This is a genomic window from Clostridiaceae bacterium (genome assembly GCA_012840395.1).
GTDB lineage: Bacteria > Bacillota > Clostridia > Acetivibrionales > DULL01 > DULL01.
On sequence record DULL01000034.1, the window covers coordinates 1 to 18,595 of the forward strand.

Genomic DNA, 18,595 nt, shown 5'->3' on the forward strand with positions numbered 1-18,595 from the left:
ACGCATCATTTCCCGCATTGCTGCTTTTTGCTGACTGTCATTTTTTCTTGCCATAAATAAAACCTCCAAACTGAGTAATTTTATCTTACATCAGATTAGAGGTTTACACAAACTTTAGGACACTTCCTTTTGCTCAAATAATTTTTTCATCTGGTATATAATTTCAGTTTTTCTAACTACCGTTGCACTCTGCCTGTACCATCTCCGCCCATTAGTTTCTCCACATCTGATACGCTTACACGATTAAAGTCGCCAATAATGGAATGTTTCAGGCAACTGGCCGCTACTGCAAATTCCAGTGCGGTCTGTGTATCTTTATAGGTATTGAGGCCGTAAATCAGTCCACCGGAAAAAGAATCTCCGGCGCCAACCCGGTCAACAATATCACGTATTTCGTAACGTTTACTCACATAGAAACGTTCCCTGTCATGCAGGCAAGCAGCCCATCCGTTTATATCAGCGCTTTGGCTTTCTCTCAGTGTAATAGCTACCAAACGTACATTAGGATACTTCTCCAGAACCTTTTGGGCTAGCAGATTATATTTCTCGCGGCTCAATTCTCCGCTTTCCACCGATACATCGATTGTAATTCCCAAAGACTTTTGTATATCTTCCTCATTAGCAATAACTATGTCCGTGTATTGGACCATTTGTCTCATTACATCCGGAGCTTCAACTCCGTATTTCCATAAATTTTTACGATAGTTGAGATCGCAGGAAACGGTTACGCCGTGTGCTTTCGCTGCTTTTACACTTTCAAGTGAAAGCTCCATGGCACTTTTGCTTATAGCTGGTGTAATACCGGTTATATGGAACCAATCTACATCAGATAGAACAGCATTCCAGTCAATATCACCAGGTTTTGCCATGGCAATAGCTGAGTATGCTCTATCATAAATTACTTTACTGGGTAATTGATTTGCACCATTTTCCAAGAAATAAATCCCCATGCGCCCTTCTTTCCTGATTATCTTGGAAACATCCACATTGAAGCGGCGCAGTTCCCGTATACATTCATCACCTATGGCATTTTTAGGTAGTACGGTCAAATATTGCACTTCCATTCCATAGTTGGCAAGGCTGACTGCCACATTTGCTTCTCCGCCTCCGAATGTTGCTTCTAAAAGGGGAGATTGAAGCAATCTTTCAGAGTTTGGCGCCTTTAGGCGAAGCATGATTTCACCAAATGTTAATACCTTCATTATCAACACCTCGTTACTTCATTATTTTTGCAATGGTTTCAACTGCTTCCCTGCACAATGAAGTTATATGTTCAAAGTTGTCCTTATTAATATCTTCTTTACTGCATACCCAGCTTCCACCTATAGCATGCACATAGGGAGCAGCAGCATAATCAGCCAGGTTTGCCGCATTAATACCACCCGTCGGAATAAATTTTATATCACTAAAGGGACCAACCAATGACTTCATGGCAGATAATCCACCAAAAACATTAGCAGGGAAAAACTTCAGCACATATAAACCTAACTTTTTTGCAGCCATAATTTCAGTAGGTGTCACACACCCGGGAACAATCGGAATATTGTTTTGCTGGCACCATGACACCAGTTCTGCATCAAATCCGGGAGATACTATGAATTTAGCACCGCAGTCAACTGCTTTTTTACACTGTTCCAGGGACACTACTGTTCCTGCACCTACGAGCATATCCGGACAGTTTTCACTTACCTTACGAATAGCTTCAGGTGCTGCAGCTGTCCTGAATGTGATTTCCATTACATCCACGCCACCTTTTAAAAGAGCATTTGCCGTGGGCACTGCCTTGGCAGCATTCTCTATAACAACAACGGGTACGATGCCTGCTGTCTTCAGTCTTTCCAATACTTCCAAGATTCTCTCTCCTTTCTGAATCCAAATTCTTCTTTACCATTCTACTTTACCATTATTTTAATCTAATAGCTTCAACAGAGAAATATCAGCATGTGTATACTCTGCAATACGGCATAATTCTTCATAGGTAATTTCATTTACCGGTACACCTGTTGCTTTGATACGTTCATGTGCCTCTATTTCCTTTTCTCCGTGAATATAAATTCTTTCTTGGCCTTCCGCTTTGCTGGAATCGCGCAATTCCTGCAAATATTTGCTGAAGCGAAGCTTGATGTCCTCTTTGTCACCAAATATGCCATAATCAATTGCATAGAAACAGTGAGCAATATTTGACTGACCCTGTTTTTTATAAACATAATTGGAAGTGGTTCCGCCAGACAGGATTCCTGTACACAGCTCGCAGATCAGTCCGAAGCCATAGCCTTTGTGTCCGCCCATAAGTTCTCCCGAGCCGCCGATAGGCAGAATGCCTCCGCCAGACTTGGCAATGATATTCTTAAGTACTCGGTTGGAATCAGTACAATCATGCCCTTTTTCATTCAACGCCCAACCAAATGGAATATCATTGCCGCGTTTTGCATAAACCTCCAATTTCCCACGGGGTACAACCGTTGTGGAAGCATCAAATAAAAATGGATGTGGCTTTGCAGGCATTCCAACTGCAATAGGATTGGTACCTAACATAGGCTGGCGTCCAAATGTCGGCACCATAATTGCTTCCGTATTAGTCATAGCTACACCCAGCATATTTTCTTCAATGGCCATTTTTACATAATAAGCTGCAATACCGAAATGATTGGAGTTGCGCACAGTCACCAGACCAACTCCGCTTTGCTTTGCTTTTTTAATTGCTGTTTCCATCGCATATGTAGCAATAAGTTGGCCCATTCCATTATTACCTTCAATTACTGCAGAAACCGGAGTTTCAAACACCACTTCAGGCTTTCCGTTGATATCCACCAATTTTTTGCTGGTTATTTCTTCATGATAGCGCTTCAGCCGCTGGATACCGTGTGATTCAATGCCAGAAAGGTCTGCTTCCAATAAGACGTCTGTAATTGTTTGGCTGTCTTTTTCTGAAAACCCATAACCTTTGAAAACTTCTATGCAAAACTTTACCAGATCGGTATAACATAGATGTTTATAACCCATAAAAATTACTCCTTTTCAATCAATATACTATCCTGTGTAAAATCATACAACGTAATTAAATATTAATAGGATATTTACCATAACGCCGCGCTGCTTCATATACAGTAAATACATTTTTATTGGGGATGTCGTCGTGGACGCTGTGGTCAGAGCCAAGACAGTAGCCTCCTCCTGGTCCTGCTATGCGTATACACTCCTTGACCATTTCCTCAATCTCTTCTGTTGTGCCTGATACTAAGGTTGTTGAATTATCAATATTGCCAAATATAGTTACCTGATGGCCATACTTGCTCTTAATATCAGCAAGGTCTATTCCTTTGCAGCGCTGGATAGGATGCAAACCTTGTATACCGGTAGACATTATATCTGGTATCAGCTCGCCGATATTGCCATCACTGTGCAGCAACATTTTTTGGCCCATTTTTGCAGTTTCTTCCTGAATGCGTACCAGCTGTGGCACGATGAATTCGCGAAAATGTGCCGGAGATAACAATGGTGCCTCAATTGAACCATAATCATCAGAATAAAGAATAGCATCCACACCCATTTGTGCCATACGGCGTGCGCAAGCCAGTGAGAATTCTGTGGATGCCGTCAGAGCTTGATGAACTGTATCAGGGTCTTCATATAACATGATAAAGAAGTTTTCCATTCCAAACAGCTGCCAGGCTGCGGAGAATGGTCCCCGCACATTGCCTACAACACCCATGCCGTATTCTTTTGCAAGTTTTAGGCAATCTGCCAGGCCTTTATAACGGAATTCAGCCTCAGGATCCGGCATTTTATAATTTGCCCAGTCTTCTGCATTCTTCAGGGGAACCTCAATTTCTGCATCAATAGGCCAAGTATTATCTGCAATCATACGTTTGATGCCCCACTCATCTACATAGACGGTGTCCTTCATCCCTTCAGGACGAAAACCGCTGACACCCGGAATGGGGATAAAAGCAAAATCATAGCCTATTCTGTGGCTGCACTCAAGCACGCTTACTGGATCAAATGTTTCCGGAACATACCCTAAAACTTCCTTAAATAAAGGCCGGCTATACACACATTCAAATACAGGAACCGTATCTGGCTCCTTATGATTCAAAGCACATAACAATCTCTCGCGTCCTGTCATATTAAACATCCTCCAATATCTTTTTGAATTTCTTTTTGTATTTTATTAAATAATTAGCTATAGCTATTCAAACTATTCATTTTTTGTCAGTTTCTCAAGTTTGAATTCTCCAATTTCCCCGGGACCGTAACCTTCCAGGATAATACGTTCATGAACATCTGTCAGATGTTCCTTCATTAACCGGCGGGCACCTTTGGCATCGGATTCTTTGATACAATTAATAATTTTTCGGTGAAAATCTATAGCTATTTCGGTTTTTTCATGGGTTAAGACCAGTACATTGAAGTCCATGAAGACTTCAAGAAGCATATCCAGTATTTCCACCAAAAAAGAATTTCCTGTTCCTTCTGCTATAGAGCGGTGCACTTGAAAGTCCAGACTGACAATTTCATATTTATCTTCACTGTCTATCCTGGAAAGTAACCGCTCATTGGCCTCCTGCATTAGCGCTATACTTTCTTCTGATGAATTTAATGCAGCCAGTGCAGCGTTCTGCTCTTCAATAATCATTCGGGCTTCGCTTAATTCGATCATGGAAAAGCGTTGCAGGACATTGCGAATGTTAAAGCAGGATCCATCATTATTAATAATTCTACTCTTAACGTAAGTACCGCTTCCCTGACGTTTCTCAATTATTCCCATGGATTGAAGCGCACGGAGAGCTTCCCGTATTGAAGAACGGCTTACACCAAATAATTCAGTTAATTCTTTTTCTGTCGGAAGCATGTCTCCCACTTTAAGCGTGTTTCGTTCTATCATATCAATAATGCGTTCCACTACTTTTTCCGCCAAGGAAATACGCTGAATTTTATTTGAATTAATATTATCTGCCATAATACTCTCCAACAAACTTAAAATGAAATGAAAATTTTAATAAGTTATCTATTTGTCATATTGTCAGACAAATTTCTTATTATAAATAATTATATTTGAGCATTTTATTAATGTCAATGAGTCATTGAATTTAAAATGAAGCGAAAATACAAAAAAGGAGCATATAAATGCTCCTAAAAGGATAATTAGTTTTATTCAAATTATATTTATTATAGATATGTTAAATAACCTTAACATTCCCTCTCTGGTATTTTGCCTTTGTTGCTTCTCCACCTCTTATATGTCTCTCAGCTTTATTCTCTTCTAGTACCAGCCTGACCTTATCTGCCATTTCAGGATTGATTTTAACCAGTCTTTCAGTTACGTCTTTGTGTACCGTACTTTTACTGATTCCAAATTTTTTAGCAGCAGCTCTTACTGTAGTTTTTTTTTCAACGATGTATTCAGCAAGTTCTAATGCTCTTTCTTCGATGTAACTCTTCAACCGAGTATACCCCCTCTACATGTCTGCTTTGAAAAATGGCACTGTTATCTTTATTAGAACTGAAGTGCTCAAAGCCCCCAATGACTATCACTACAGTATATATATGCCTTTGATTCAAGCCTTATGATAAAATACAAAAGGAGGAGAAAATAAAGCTTATATTTTATTTGTTGTGAATTTTTATTGCTTTTTTTGCGAAATTTTTTACGGATAAAACTTATGCATTTATATAAGAAATTGATAGAAAAAAGGTTGATATTTATAAATTCATTGCAAACTTAAGAAATAATTGAATTTATGGTTTGCAAAGTATTTTTTATTTTATGATAATTGTAAATATGTGCTTATTGTGCTTACATAGATCAGATGTATTTTGTGAAAGGATAAAACCATGAATAGCTTTAAAATTGCAAATTTGGGGAAGAAAAATCCTGATGGGGGAAAGGGTTTTTTTTATGGCTGGCTTGTGGCTGTAGCTTGTTTCGTAATGGTATTCATCAGTTTAGGATTAGGTAATCTAACAAGTGCATTATATATTACTCCGGTGACTGAAGAATTAAAATTTAGCAGAGGAGCATTTTCATTTGTTTTTTCCTTGCGTTTTATTTCAAGCGCGGTCTTTAGTATTTTACTAAACTTTTTTATAAGAAAGTTTGAAATAAGAAAAGTAATAGGTATAGGTTTCAGTATGCTTGTACTTTCATACTTTTTATTCTCTGTAGCAAGAGATTTACCGGTTTTCTACTTAAGTGCAATACCTTATGGAATAGGAATCACATTTAATGCAACAGCAATTGTTTCCATCTTGATTGAACGTTGGTTTGAGAAACACAAGGGTTTAATATTAGGTGTAATATTTGCAGGAAGTGGTTTGGGCGGTTCATTATTTAACATAATTGTTGCAGGCTGGATTGAAAAATATGGCTGGTCCAAATCATATTTTTTTACTGCAGTATGCTTAGGAATATGTGCTATACCTATTCTTGCCACTATCCGTAATAATCCATGCGAGATGAAACTTAAACCATATGGCAGTGAAGAACAGGAGCAGTCTGGTAAGAAAAGTAAGAGAGTGAATTGGGAAGGGTTTACCATGGAAGAATCATTAAGAAAGCCCTATTTTTATCTTGCCGCTATTGCTATCTTTTTTATTGGTTTTTTAAATAGCCCGGTATATACAATTGCTCCTGCCCACCTGATAGATAGAGGTTTTGATGCAAATTATACGGCAACAATTATGAGTTTATTTTTCTTTACTCTGGCAGGAGCAAAGATTATCATGGGATTTATATATGATAGGTTTGGGTTAAAAAATGCTCTTATTGTGTGCTTTATAAGTAATATTTGTGGAATTATGCTCCTTGCTTTTGCTCAAAATAAATTAATTGCTACATTATTTGCCTTGTTTTTTGGCTTTTCTGTAACTATTGAAACTGTTACCTTGCCGTTGCTGGTGTTCGAACTTTTTGGTCCCAAAACCTATACCGCCACTATTGGGCTCTTTTTGGCCATTTCTACCATAGGTGTGTCTATCGGAACACCGGTTATGAATTTCAGCTATGATGTGACAGGAAGTTATAAAGGGATGCTTATTATTTTTGATGTTATTTCAGTTTTGGTATTTGCACTGTTTATGTATATTATAAATTATGCGCAAAAAGACCGAAATGAATATATAGTGTGAAGCATTTATTTATATTTTCAGATTTCAAGAAATAATTGACGATCCTATTATTATTCTTATAATGAGAGTGTGAAAATGATAATGAAGTTATCTTTTTATATGCAGTAAGCTATTGAAAAAAGTTTGTGGCATGGGTATTAAAAGGGTAGTAAAAAGAAAACTATTTCCAAACTATTGTTAAATAGAGTTTGACAGTTATGAATAAGTAACTTATAATAAAAGTGTTAACGCTTACGCAAATAATTAAATATAAATCTATGCAAAAAGAGGTTGTGTGTAAATGAAAAAATACGAAGATAAGGCACTTGCCTACATTGAAGAAAACAAAGAAAAGCTCTTTGGTCTTTTGTCTAAATTGATTCAATTTGATACCCAAAATTTTATAACTCATGGAAGAGAAAAAGAATGTGCCGAATACATAGAAAAATTATACCGGGATTTAGGATTAGAAACCGAGCTTTATTCACCTGACAGTATACCTGGAATTAAAGAACACCCAGGCTACCTTCCAGGCAGAGGACTTGAAAACAGGCCAAATGTAAGTGGTATTTGGTATGGGGAAGACAAAGAATTAGCAGTAATGCTTGCAGCCCATATAGATACCATGCCGGCCGGAGATCTGGACAGGTGGGATGTGGATCCCTTCGGAGGCGTAATAAAAGACGGAAAGATTTATGGCTTAGGAGCAGGGGATAATAAATTTGGAATAGCAGGATCTTATTATGCAATTAAAGCTCTTAAAGAATGCGGTATAAAATTAAAAAAATCAGTTGTTTTAACATCTTATGCAGACGAAGAATATGGAGGAGGAGACGGCGCTCTTGCCGCATGCCTGAAATATCCTTGTGACACCTATGTGAATCTGGATGGAGGGAATTATGAAATCTGGATAGCTGCACTGGGTGGAGGCTGCTTTAAGATCAGTGTAAAGAAAACCGAAACTACTGACAATGCAATGGATGTTTTTGACGCCATATCAATTCTGATGAATGAATTGAAGGTTTTTGCAGAAAGGCGCAGGACTGAATTACATATAAATTCTCTTTATACAGGATCAGACATGGAACGTTCTGCCTTCCGGCTGAGTAGTTTTGCAAGTGTAGGAACAAATCACGATGAAGCAATGTTATCTTTTGTTATTTACACAGATAAAACCAAGGAAGAAATATATAAAGAGCTGGATGATATATTAGACAGAGTAAGGCCTCAATTTGCTAAAATGGGAATTGTGACAGAAGGATTTATTCCCACAACCAGATTCTTTGGTTATTACGAGACTGAAAAAGACTGTCTTGCGGTTAAAATTATGAAAGCAGCTGCAGAGGAAGCCGCAGGGAAGAAGGTTAGAGAGTGTGGCTCATGCCTTACAGATCTTTCTGTAATTCTACCATATGGAAGTCCAAGAAGCTTTAATTTTGGTATTTTGAGAGATTTTGCACTTCCAGGAGGAGCACATCAGCCCAATGAGTATGTAGATTGCCAGGAATTCCTGAATCACACAAAAGCATTAATATTATTCTTAATACGTTATTGTGGAGTAGTTGAAGAATAATACTTTAATCGTTATTAATACAAATATAATTAATGAAATTGTGCGTGCGTTAAGTTATCTGTCATTGTGTTAATAAATAAATTTTAAACTAATTAATATACAAAAATATACAATATTGGAGGAGAGTATTATGAGCAAATGTTTTAAATTTCAACCAGCTCCCTGGCTTCCTTTTAGAGATACGGAAGTCATGGACAGGGTACGTTCCATGACTCGTGAAGAAATGGTAAATTTTAAGCACGAGAATCCGGATTTTAAAGTAAAAATTGTATATGATTCGCGTTTTTACTTTGTAACAGATCTGTATAATCGCATTCGCATGTCCGATAAGGAGAACAAAAAGCTTACAGTAATATTGCCAAATCCATGTGTTGCTGAATATATAAGCCTTACAGAAGTATTAAATAAGTATAATGTCAGCTGCCGCAATTTACATGTTTTTTTCATGGATGAATATGCTGATGAAAACAATAATGTTGCTCCATTGACTTATATTGCAAGCAAGGGAAGATCCTTCAAAAAGTACTTCTATGACAGATTGAAACCCGAATTAAGGCCACCTGAGAATCAAATTCACTATTTTACAACAGAAAATGTGGCAAACTATTCTGATATGATTGAAGAATGCGGAGAGGGCGGAGCTGACGTAATGTATTCTTCTGTTGGCTGGTCCGGACGTATTGCAACTATAGAGCCTTCAGATGATTTCAAAGCAGATTCCATTGAAGAATATGTAAAGCTCGGTTCTCGTGTGGTTACTCCCCTGCCGGAAACTATTGCTGAAGATTCACTGATGGGTATATTCGGATGTTCAGGAGATGTGGCAAATGTTCCACCCAAGGCTGCAACAATTGGTCCCAGGGATGTGGCAAATGCTAGATACCATGTAGAAGTCCAGCATCGTGGACCTGCTGCAATGGAAACTTCCTGGCAGCGTTTGATATCTCGTATAATGCTTTACGGACCGGTTACAATGGAGGTACCTGCTTCTATTCTTCGCCTTTATAAAGGTGTTTGCTATGTAAGCGAAGGAATTGCTAAACCGATAGTATTACCACCGGATAAAAATCCACTTGAATAATAGTAATACGATGATTTAAATAAAAATAATTAGAAAGGGTTGAATAGGATGAATCGGTTAGATACTATGAGTAACAGAGTTTTTGATTTTACACCTCAATCGTGGATACCAATACGCGATAAAAAGGTTTTAGAATATTGTAGGAATATTAAACGTGAGGATATGGAAACACACCCCCATCCGAATCCGGAATATAAGGTGCGTGTGGTACCCAATCCCAGTTCTGCGATTACTGCTGAGCTTTTCAACTGGGTTGTTCGTTCTCATGAAGAAGATAAGAAAACAGTAATTATTTTCCCGAATTCCTGGAGGAATATTTACACTGCTGTAGCTCAGATGTGCAATGAATTTAACATAAGCGCCCGTAATATACATGCTTTCTGTATGGATGAATGGGCAGACCAGGACGGAAACGTAGCACCTATCAGTTATGGTCCGTCATTAGGCGGAGCATTCCTTAGAGAGTTCTATATGAGCTTCCGCGAAGACCTGCGTCCTCCCTTGGAGCAAATGCATGTTTTCACAAATGAGAACTATAAATATTATTCAGATATGATCGAGGAAGTAGGAGAGGGAGGAGCCGATTTGATAGTATCCGCTACAGGATGGATAGGACATACAGCATTCATTGATCCTTACTGTAAAGCATTCCAGGCCGAAACCCTCGAAGAATTCCTGACACTGGGCGCAAGATGGGTTGACAATCACAGATTAACTGTTATTCAGAACTCATTGGGTGGATGCTTTGGAGCTACAGGCGATTTGGCTATTACACCCGCATATTCTGTATCCATTGGCCCACGTGACGTCATAAATGCAAGAGAATCCTTGGAGCGCCACGATCTTGGATTTATTGGCGGATACAGCTCTTGGGAACGCATGATTTCACGCCTGCAGATTTATGGACCTGTAACAAAAGACCTGCCTGCTTCAATTTATCAGCTTAAGAAAGGTACTATCTATGTAAGCGAAGATATGGCACGTCCAATTGAGCCAATGGAACTTGTTGATTTTTAGTTGGCAGGTTAAAGCAGTTAAAAACTAACAGCTTTAAATAAAGGCCCCTTGAAATCAAGGGGCCTTAAACATATTATTTATAACCAATTCCATAATTGTTATAATCAAGGCAATGGGCGTTCTCCTTAACTACGATGTTAATGTTGGTAAAAATATTATTATCTTCAGGTAATATACCTTGAACCAAGTATTCATACAACAATTTTACAGGGTAATAGCCCTGACACACTTTTTCTTCACAAATTAGAGCAGTAACATACCCTTCCTGGAGCATGTTCCTGGAAAGCGGGGAGCTTTCATGGCCTACAAGAGTAATACCTTTGATATTTTTTTCTTTTAAGATTGTACCAAATATGCCGGCACTAATACTGTCAATCACGTAAATGCCATTTAAATTTGGATGTTTACTGAGTATATCAAGAAGAAATTCTTTTTCATTGCCCGGTTGACAAGTATACACACCATAGATATTAATATCAGGGTGATTAGTGTGCATATAATCATAAAAGCCTTGTTTTCTTTCTATTTGCTGAGTAGGAAGATTTTTTTGTGACAGCACGCAGATATTTCCTTTTAATCCAATAAACTTCGCGAGCACTTCTCCGGCTATTCTTCCGGTTGCATTGTTATTTGGTCCATAATAGAATAACCTACTTTCATATTTTGCACCATCATTAAAAATAACGATGGGTATATTTTTACTATTGGCGTATTTTAATATTTCCTCAAATTTGTTAATTGATATAGGCGCGATAACAAGTCCATCATATTTTTTTTGCTTCATCATATTTATTATATCAATATGGACGGTATCTGGGTTCTGATCGGGCAGAACAAAATAGGTTTCAGTTTCGAGACCAAATTCAGAGAGTTCATTTCTTGCTGAAGAAAGACCTAAATTGACATCTTTCCAGTAATAATGGGGTTCATGAGGCATTACTACAAGGATGTTAAATTTGTTCCAGAGAGCGAACTTTCTGGCTACTGTATTTGGTTTATAGTCCATTTTCTTTGCTAGGGCGAGAATTTTTTCCTTTGTTTCTTTTTTAATACGCCCCTTATTATTAAGAGCACGATATACTGTACCGATAGAGACTCCGGCCTCTTTAGCGATGTCCTTTATAGTAATCCTGTACATTATATAAAACTCCTTATTTAAACTGAAAACTATTTAAGTGCAATGCACTAAATATAATTTGAAGTTCAGAAAACTCAGATCCTACGCAGATCTATATTTTTTAGTATATACATTCATTGATTGCAGTGTCAAATGGAAAGAAATATAATTATATGAAAAAGCTTCAATAATAACTTTTTAATTACTTGAATTATCAAAATATTATGATAATATAAGAATAAAAGTAATAATTGTTTTTTTTTAATTTTTTTACATAAAGTTACCCATAATATATATGTATATTTAGTCATAATGAAACAAAAGAAAAATAAAGTTGCGGCAAAGGAGTGGGTTAATTGGCTCTTGGACTAGATATCGGAATTGACCTGGGAACTGCATCGGTGCTTGTATATATTAAAGGTAAAGGGATTGTTTTAAGAGAACCATCAGTTGTAGCAATAGATAAGAATACCAACAAACTCCTGGCTGTTGGTGAGGAAGCCAGGAGAATGCTTGGGAGGACACCTGGTAATATTGTTGCTATCCGTCCATTGAAGGATGGTGTTATATCCGATTACGATATAACCGAAAGGATGCTGAAATATTTTATAAATAAAGTTTGTGGTCAGAAAATTTTCAGACTTTTCAGACCTCGTATTATGGTATGTGTTCCAAGTGGTGTTACAGAGGTTGAAAGACGGGCGGTCATAGATGCTGCCATGCAGGCAGGAGCCAGAAAGACCTATCTCATAGAAGAACCTATTGCTGCAGCCATAGGTGCCGGTATAGACATTTCAAAAGCTTGCGGAAGTATGGTCATAGATGTGGGAGGCGGTACTACCAATATTGCTGTAATTTCTTTAGGAGGAACAGTTGTCAGTTCTTCCATTAAGATTGCAGGAGATAAGTTTGATGAGGCTATTATTCGTTATTTGCGTAAAAAGCACAATATTATGATTGGTGAGCGTACTGCTGAAGAACTGAAAATTAATATAGGTACTGTATATCCAAGAGTACAGAAGGTATCCATGGATGTCAGAGGAAGGAACCTGATTTCAGGACTTCCAAAAACTATAACTGTAGAATCTGATGAAATTATGGAAGCACTTGAAGAACCTGTTTCAAGTATAATTGAGGCTGTACATGCAGTTCTTGAAAAAACTCCACCGGAGCTTGCAGCAGATATTAGCGACAGAGGTATAGTTATGACAGGAGGAGGAAGCCTGCTGTATGGATTAGACAAGCTGATCCAGGAAAAGACCGGTATCAAGACTATTATAGCTGATGATGCAATTTCATGTGTAGCTCTTGGGACAGGAGAAACTCTCAATAATTTGGATGTAATCGAGCAAAGTTATATTCAGGAAAATAGGAGTAAAAAAGTATCAGCGAGAGATTAAAAGAGACAAAAATATTGAACAATAATTTTGTTCTTAAAGGATTGTTTGTGCTATATTAATGGGTTTAACCGGATATAGCAAAATAATTCCTTTTTTATTTGCCTAAGTATATAGCCATTATCAAAAAACAAGGAACTTTTTCCTATAGAAATAGTCTTCCTATAAAAAATAGTTTTTCCTAAAAAAATAGTGGTGTTAATTAAATTTTATATTAGCCGATATATACACTGAGTAAAAAAATACTATTCCCATAAGGCAGGTTTATATATGATAAGAGGCTTATATACCTCCGGTTGGAGCATGTTGGCAAATAATAAAAAAATGGATGTTATTACAAATAACCTTTCAAATGTCAATACCTACGGGTATAAAAGAGATGTTACAGTTTTTCAGAGCTTCCCTGAGGCTTTGACTATGCGCATGAATGAAAAGGATTTAATCGGCAGGAAGACTTCAAATATAGGCACCATGGAACTTGGAAGTGATATAGGTGAAATTCATACATATTACAGTCAGGGAAGTCTTCTTAAAACTGATGATAAATATAATTTTGCCATTAAAGATTCAGATCTTTCTTTTTTCACTATTGGAGTTCCAGATCAGGACGGAACAATAAATGAATACTACACAAGAGATGGATCCTTCACAATAAATTCAAACAATGAACTTACCACATCAGAGGGCTTTTTGGTTCTGGGAGAAGGAGGACCAATAGTACTGGAAGATGGAGATTTTTTCATTGAAAGGGATGGAACTATCATTCAGTATGGTGAAGTAGTAGACAAGCTCTTAATCAGGACTTTTGCCGATAACAGCGGGCTGAGAAAGGTAGGCTCAAACTTGTTGCAGAGCGTCAACAACAATTATGAAGGAGTACCTTTTGAGGGGACTATTGTACAAGGATATGTGGAACAGTCTAATGTGAATATAATAAAAGAAATGGTAGAAATGATTAATGTAATGAGAGCATATGAATCAAATCAAAAAATGATTCAAGTTCAGGACAGCACTCTTGAGAAGGCTGTAAACGAAGTTGGGGCAGTAAGATAGGAGGAGTAATGGTATGATGAGATCTTTATGGACTGCTGGGTCCGGGATGCTTGCACAACAGTTAAATGTAGATGTGATAGCAAATAATCTGGCAAATGTTAATACAACATCTTTTAAAAAGGACAGAGTAGAATTCAAGGATCTTATGTACGAGACTATTGAAAGGGCAAATATCCTTGAGAACGAAGGACGTCCGGTTAACCTGCAAGTGGGACATGGAACAGTTCCTGTTTCTACAGTTAAAAGTTTTACTATGGGCAGTTTGGAGTCAACAGATAATCCTCTTGATTTAGCTATAAATGGAGAAGCGTTCTTTATGGTATTAAATCCCGCAGGTAATGTAATTTATACCAGAGATGGAAGCTTTAAAGTATCTATGTCTGAATACGGAAGGATACTTACAACATCAGAAGGATACCCAGTACTGGATGATACATGGAATGAGATAATAATAGATGTGGATATAGATAAATTAGTTATTTCTGAGGATGGGGAATTAAGTTATATAGACGAATCAGGAGTTACTGTCCCCCTGGGGCAGCGTATTGGTCTGGTTAAATTTGCTAATGTTAAGGGTCTTGAAAGTATAGGAAGAAACTATTATGCTGAAACTGATGCTTCTGGTGAACCTATACCTGATTGGGAACAGGGGGAAAGGAGTATTATAATGCAGCGTTATCTGGAAACTTCAAATGTTCAGATTGTTGAAGAAATGGTCAAATTAATCGTTGCACAGAGAGCTTATGAAATTAGTTCGAAAGCGGTCCAGTCTTCCGATGAAATGATGGGAATAGCAAATAATTTGAAAAGATAGTGATAGTTAGTATATTTAGTTAATTATATTTAATAAAATTTTAATATATAATACTAATGAAAACCAGAAAAGGAGCCAATGGAATAACTATGAATATAAGTAGGATTATTGATATGGGAACCTCTGAGGTTATTAATAACAGGATTAATACCTACGAACAAAATGATTTCGAGAAGATATTCCAAAAAGCTATAGAAAAAAACGATGATAAGGCTTTGAGAAAATCTTGCATGGAGATGGAAAAGATATTTCTTGCTATGTTATTCAAGCAGATGAAAGCTACCGTTCCAAAATCCCGATTAGTTCCTGAAAATCAGGGAGAAGATATTTTGAATTCTTTCATTGATGAAGCATTTATAGAGGAAGCTTCAAAAAGCAATAGTTTTGGATTGGCGAAAATGTTGTATAATCAGTTAAAGTAGAGAAAAGTCAAAGGGGTTTGAAGTGGGAACCTGGGGCAAAACACATTTTATAAAAAATGGAATTATAGTAACTCTTCTAGTATTTTTGTTGTCTGTTGTAATCATTTCTTTTTATAAAAATGGCATTAATCAGAATGAACCTGCAACTGAAAAAGAGAATAATAGTACTGAAACAACTGAGATTCATGAAACTGAAGAGAAGATAAATCCTATTAAATATAGACGTATCAGTGAAAAAATAGAGGGAGTAAAGCAGGAAATAAATATTCTTGAAATAGATCTTAAACATGGGCTTGTAGAAATATTTCCGGTACTTTCCCATGATCTTATCTTTGGATTTGAAAAGCTTTCATCCATGGCTTTGAGACATAAAGCTTATGCGGCAGTCAACGGCGGTTTTTTTTATGAATATGGAGAACCTGCAGGAATGGTTATAATACATGGTGAACTCATAACTAATTCGACAGGTAAATATCCGGTATTTATGACAGACGGAAAAAAAGCTGAACTGAAGGAACTGGCATCAAGAGTGTGGATAGAGATAAACGGAAGAAAGTTGTATATAGACGGCATTAATGTGGAAGGTGGCCCCGGAGATATTGTTATTTATACTCCATATTTTGGTCTCACTAACAGAGCAGAAGAAAAGAATAAAACTGCCATAGTCGAGAATGGAGTAGTCAAAGAAGTTGTAAGTACGGCATCAGAGACCTCAATACCAAAGAATGGCTTTCTTATAACCATGTTTGATGATTTAAAAGATTATGTAAAGGATCACATTGATATAAAAATAGATATAGGGGAAAATATCACATTTGGGATAGACCCTGACCTGGTGGAAAATGTACAGGCATATGAATGTGGCAGCTGGATTGTAAAAGATGGCAATATAGTGATCGGAAAGACAGATGAATGGATTGGGGTATTAACAAATCGTGATCCGAGAACAGTTCTCGGATTGAAAGATAGCCACACTGTTGTACTTTTAACAGTTGACGGGAGGCAACCAGGATACAGTGCCGGGTTTACGGCAGAAGAATTAGGCAGGTTTTTGTTATCACAAGGTATTAAAGACGCAGCTATGCTAGATGGAGGTGCTTCCACCGAGATGATAATTGAAGGCAATATTATAAATAAGCCATCTTTCAAAGGCGAAGAACGGCCCTTATGTGGAGGCATAGTGGTAAGATATTTAGATTAACAAGTGGTTACATAATCTAAATATATTTCCTTGCATCTATTTATAATATTATTAGCTAATACTTTTTTATCTTCTGTAGGAATTGATTCTAGATTTTCACTAAGAAAAGCTATTTTAGCTTTAGAAAGTGAACAAAAAGTGTTGTAAGTAATTGTTTCTGTATCATACTGCATAATTATCAGTTGCAGAAATTTTATGATACAATCTAAGAGTAAATAATTTATCACTAATAAAGTCACCTCTTCAATTATCCTCTAAAGCGTTGTAAAAACAGACGTCAATATGGATATGCAGCTTCAGCGATAATATTTCGGTTATTTAAATATATCACTGCAGAAAGCCTGTGTCAAGAATAATGGAAATAAAAGAAATATAGTGTTGTTAATACAATTATTATTATAATTATTTTTTTGTATTAATATAATAATTTGTCATATCAATGACGAAAATTATAGTAAAAAAATAAAAATATTGACAAATAATGTATATTATTATAAAATCTTACACAAGAATAATATAATATATGGTTATAATTTCATAATAAGTATTGTTCATGGAGTAAAGAAATAAAAAACATTATGGGAAATATAGCATTTGTATTTTGGGAGGTACGATGAAACGGCTGACTCTTATTATTGTAGACGAGGAAAAAGAGTACGTAGATGCACTTTCTGATTTTATTTTGGAGAATTTTCCAGGAAAATTTTCTATATATTCTTTCACTAATAAAACAATCTTTACAAAATATATGGTTGAAGAATATTCCCCCTATGATATTTTATTAATCAATCCAAGTCTGTATGATGAATCATTACCTGAGGGGAAACAGGGTATTGTTATATTCCTGGCCGAGACTATTGGTGATAATTGCAGGGATGGTAATAAAACAGCCATATATAAATATCAAAGTGGAAGGGCAATTGTACAGGAAATAGTCAGGATATATTCAGAAAGAAGGAATACAGGAAAATATATAACTGGAAATGTCAAAGAAACAAAAGTGATTGCTGTTTACTCTCCTGCCGGAGGCACAGGAAAAACTACTTTAGCTTTGAGTATAGGAATCTGTTGTGCCAAGAAGTCATTGAGAACTCTTTATATTAACCTGGAGGATATATATTCTGCAGGACAATTTTTTGACACATATGAAAAACCTGGGTTATCAAACATTATATATTATTCAAAATTAATGAATAAAGATATATTGTCGAAAATTGAAGAAATCAAATGTATAGATCCAAATTATAGTTTATGTTATATAGGGCCTCCTGATAGTGTTCTGGACCTGGATGAACTTGAGCCTGAAGATTTACAGTATATTTTGAAGGAATTAAAGCAATCTGGAATCTATGACCTGATTATTGTAGATATGTCCGGAGGCTCAAATAAAAAGAATTTCACTATATTTGATGCAAGTGACGAAATAATTTTTGTATTATCCCAGGAGCAGTATTGCCATGAGAAGACTCATATGATTATGAAGGAACTTGAACGATATTGCCAAAAGGCCGGAACAGACTATTTATACAAGATTGTTCCCGTAGTAAATAAATATAAAGTATCTATATGCGCAGAAACTGTCAAGGAAGGAACTTTAGATAGTCCTGAAAAATATAATGAAGATTTGTTTATGGGTAAGATAGAATACAAAATTCCTTATGTAAGGAGAGTTCCTTTTATTCAGAGTATTCCAGAAATCAATCTGTCAGGAAAGAAAGATGAAAACTGTGAGAATTTCATTGAGGGAATAATGCAACTGGTTAATAGATATGTTTAATTCCCAGGAGAAGCGAGTTTGCTGAGGTGGTATTGG

Annotated in this window: 17 protein-coding genes; 10 read left to right on the plus strand and 7 right to left on the minus strand. The window is 36.5% G+C overall.

What is annotated here, in order from left to right:
* Nucleotides 1-176 precede the first annotated feature (176 nt).
* The 6 genes from GXX20_04205 to spoIIID all read right to left on the minus strand — a co-directional run bounded on the left by GXX20_04205 (nt 177) and on the right by spoIIID (nt 5,444).
* Nucleotides 177-1,202, minus strand: a complete 1,026-nt coding sequence (locus GXX20_04205) for a sugar kinase (GenBank protein HHW30866.1) — start codon at nt 1,200-1,202, stop codon at nt 177-179.
* Nucleotides 1,203-1,215: 13 nt separating this feature from the next.
* Nucleotides 1,216-1,851 carry a bifunctional 4-hydroxy-2-oxoglutarate aldolase/2-dehydro-3-deoxy-phosphogluconate aldolase gene (eda, locus tag GXX20_04210; GenBank protein HHW30867.1) on the minus strand — a complete coding sequence of 212 codons (636 nt, stop codon included), beginning with the start codon at nt 1,849-1,851 and terminating at the stop codon, nt 1,216-1,218.
* 57 nt (nt 1,852-1,908) lie between these two features.
* Complete coding sequence (locus GXX20_04215; protein ID HHW30868.1) at nt 1,909-3,003, minus strand: Ldh family oxidoreductase; 1,095 nt, start codon at nt 3,001-3,003, stop codon at nt 1,909-1,911.
* 55 nt (nt 3,004-3,058) lie between these two features.
* Entirely contained in the window at nt 3,059-4,126 is a 1,068-nt protein-coding gene (locus GXX20_04220; GenBank protein HHW30869.1) for a hypothetical protein, read from the minus strand.
* Nucleotides 4,127-4,198: 72 nt separating this feature from the next.
* Nucleotides 4,199-4,960: a FadR family transcriptional regulator gene (locus GXX20_04225; protein HHW30870.1), complete on the minus strand. Its 762-nt coding sequence runs from the start codon at nt 4,958-4,960 to the stop codon at nt 4,199-4,201.
* A 220-nt stretch (nt 4,961-5,180) separates the two neighbouring features.
* The gene (gene spoIIID / locus GXX20_04230; protein ID HHW30871.1) at nt 5,181-5,444 is read right to left on the minus strand and encodes a sporulation transcriptional regulator SpoIIID; all 264 of its coding nucleotides are present in this window, start codon (nt 5,442-5,444) and stop codon (nt 5,181-5,183) included.
* Between the two features lie 391 nt (nt 5,445-5,835).
* Between spoIIID and GXX20_04235 the strand changes: the two genes are divergently transcribed.
* The 4 genes from GXX20_04235 to GXX20_04250 all read left to right on the plus strand — a co-directional run bounded on the left by GXX20_04235 (nt 5,836) and on the right by GXX20_04250 (nt 10,778).
* Nucleotides 5,836-7,128: an MFS transporter gene (locus GXX20_04235; protein ID HHW30872.1), complete on the plus strand. Its 1,293-nt coding sequence runs from the start codon at nt 5,836-5,838 to the stop codon at nt 7,126-7,128.
* A 280-nt stretch (nt 7,129-7,408) separates the two neighbouring features.
* Nucleotides 7,409-8,680, plus strand: coding sequence for a M20/M25/M40 family metallo-hydrolase (locus tag GXX20_04240; protein HHW30873.1), 1,272 nt, complete (start codon nt 7,409-7,411; stop codon nt 8,678-8,680).
* Between the two features lie 130 nt (nt 8,681-8,810).
* Entirely contained in the window at nt 8,811-9,761 is a 951-nt protein-coding gene (locus GXX20_04245; GenBank protein HHW30874.1) for a hypothetical protein, read from the plus strand.
* 48 nt (nt 9,762-9,809) lie between these two features.
* Nucleotides 9,810-10,778, plus strand: a complete 969-nt coding sequence (locus GXX20_04250; GenBank protein ID HHW30875.1) for a hypothetical protein — start codon at nt 9,810-9,812, stop codon at nt 10,776-10,778.
* A gap of 73 nt (nt 10,779-10,851) precedes the next feature.
* Here GXX20_04250 and GXX20_04255 read toward each other — a convergent pair whose 3' ends face one another.
* Entirely contained in the window at nt 10,852-11,916 is a 1,065-nt protein-coding gene (locus GXX20_04255) for a substrate-binding domain-containing protein (protein ID HHW30876.1), read from the minus strand.
* Between the two features lie 335 nt (nt 11,917-12,251).
* Here GXX20_04255 and GXX20_04260 point away from each other — a divergent pair, with 335 nt between their 5' ends.
* The 6 genes from GXX20_04260 (at nt 12,252) to GXX20_04285 (ending at nt 18,559) form a co-directional block, all read left to right on the plus strand.
* On the plus strand, nt 12,252-13,295 hold the full coding sequence (locus GXX20_04260) for a rod shape-determining protein (protein HHW30877.1): 1,044 nt from the start codon (nt 12,252-12,254) through the stop codon (nt 13,293-13,295).
* Between the two features lie 267 nt (nt 13,296-13,562).
* Entirely contained in the window at nt 13,563-14,345 is a 783-nt protein-coding gene (locus tag GXX20_04265) for a flagellar hook-basal body protein (GenBank protein ID HHW30878.1), read from the plus strand.
* Nucleotides 14,346-14,358: 13 nt separating this feature from the next.
* Nucleotides 14,359-15,159 (plus strand): flagellar basal-body rod protein FlgG, encoded by an 801-nt coding sequence (flgG, locus tag GXX20_04270; protein ID HHW30879.1) that lies wholly within the window; start codon nt 14,359-14,361, stop codon nt 15,157-15,159.
* 89 nt (nt 15,160-15,248) lie between these two features.
* Nucleotides 15,249-15,581 carry a flagellar biosynthesis protein FlgJ gene (locus GXX20_04275; protein HHW30880.1) on the plus strand — a complete coding sequence of 111 codons (333 nt, stop codon included), beginning with the start codon at nt 15,249-15,251 and terminating at the stop codon, nt 15,579-15,581.
* A 22-nt stretch (nt 15,582-15,603) separates the two neighbouring features.
* Nucleotides 15,604-16,782 carry a phosphodiester glycosidase family protein gene (locus tag GXX20_04280; GenBank protein HHW30881.1) on the plus strand — a complete coding sequence of 393 codons (1,179 nt, stop codon included), beginning with the start codon at nt 15,604-15,606 and terminating at the stop codon, nt 16,780-16,782.
* 613 nt (nt 16,783-17,395) lie between these two features.
* Nucleotides 17,396-18,559, plus strand: a complete 1,164-nt coding sequence (locus tag GXX20_04285; GenBank protein ID HHW30882.1) for an AAA family ATPase — start codon at nt 17,396-17,398, stop codon at nt 18,557-18,559.
* Nucleotides 18,560-18,595: the final 36 nt, after the last annotated feature.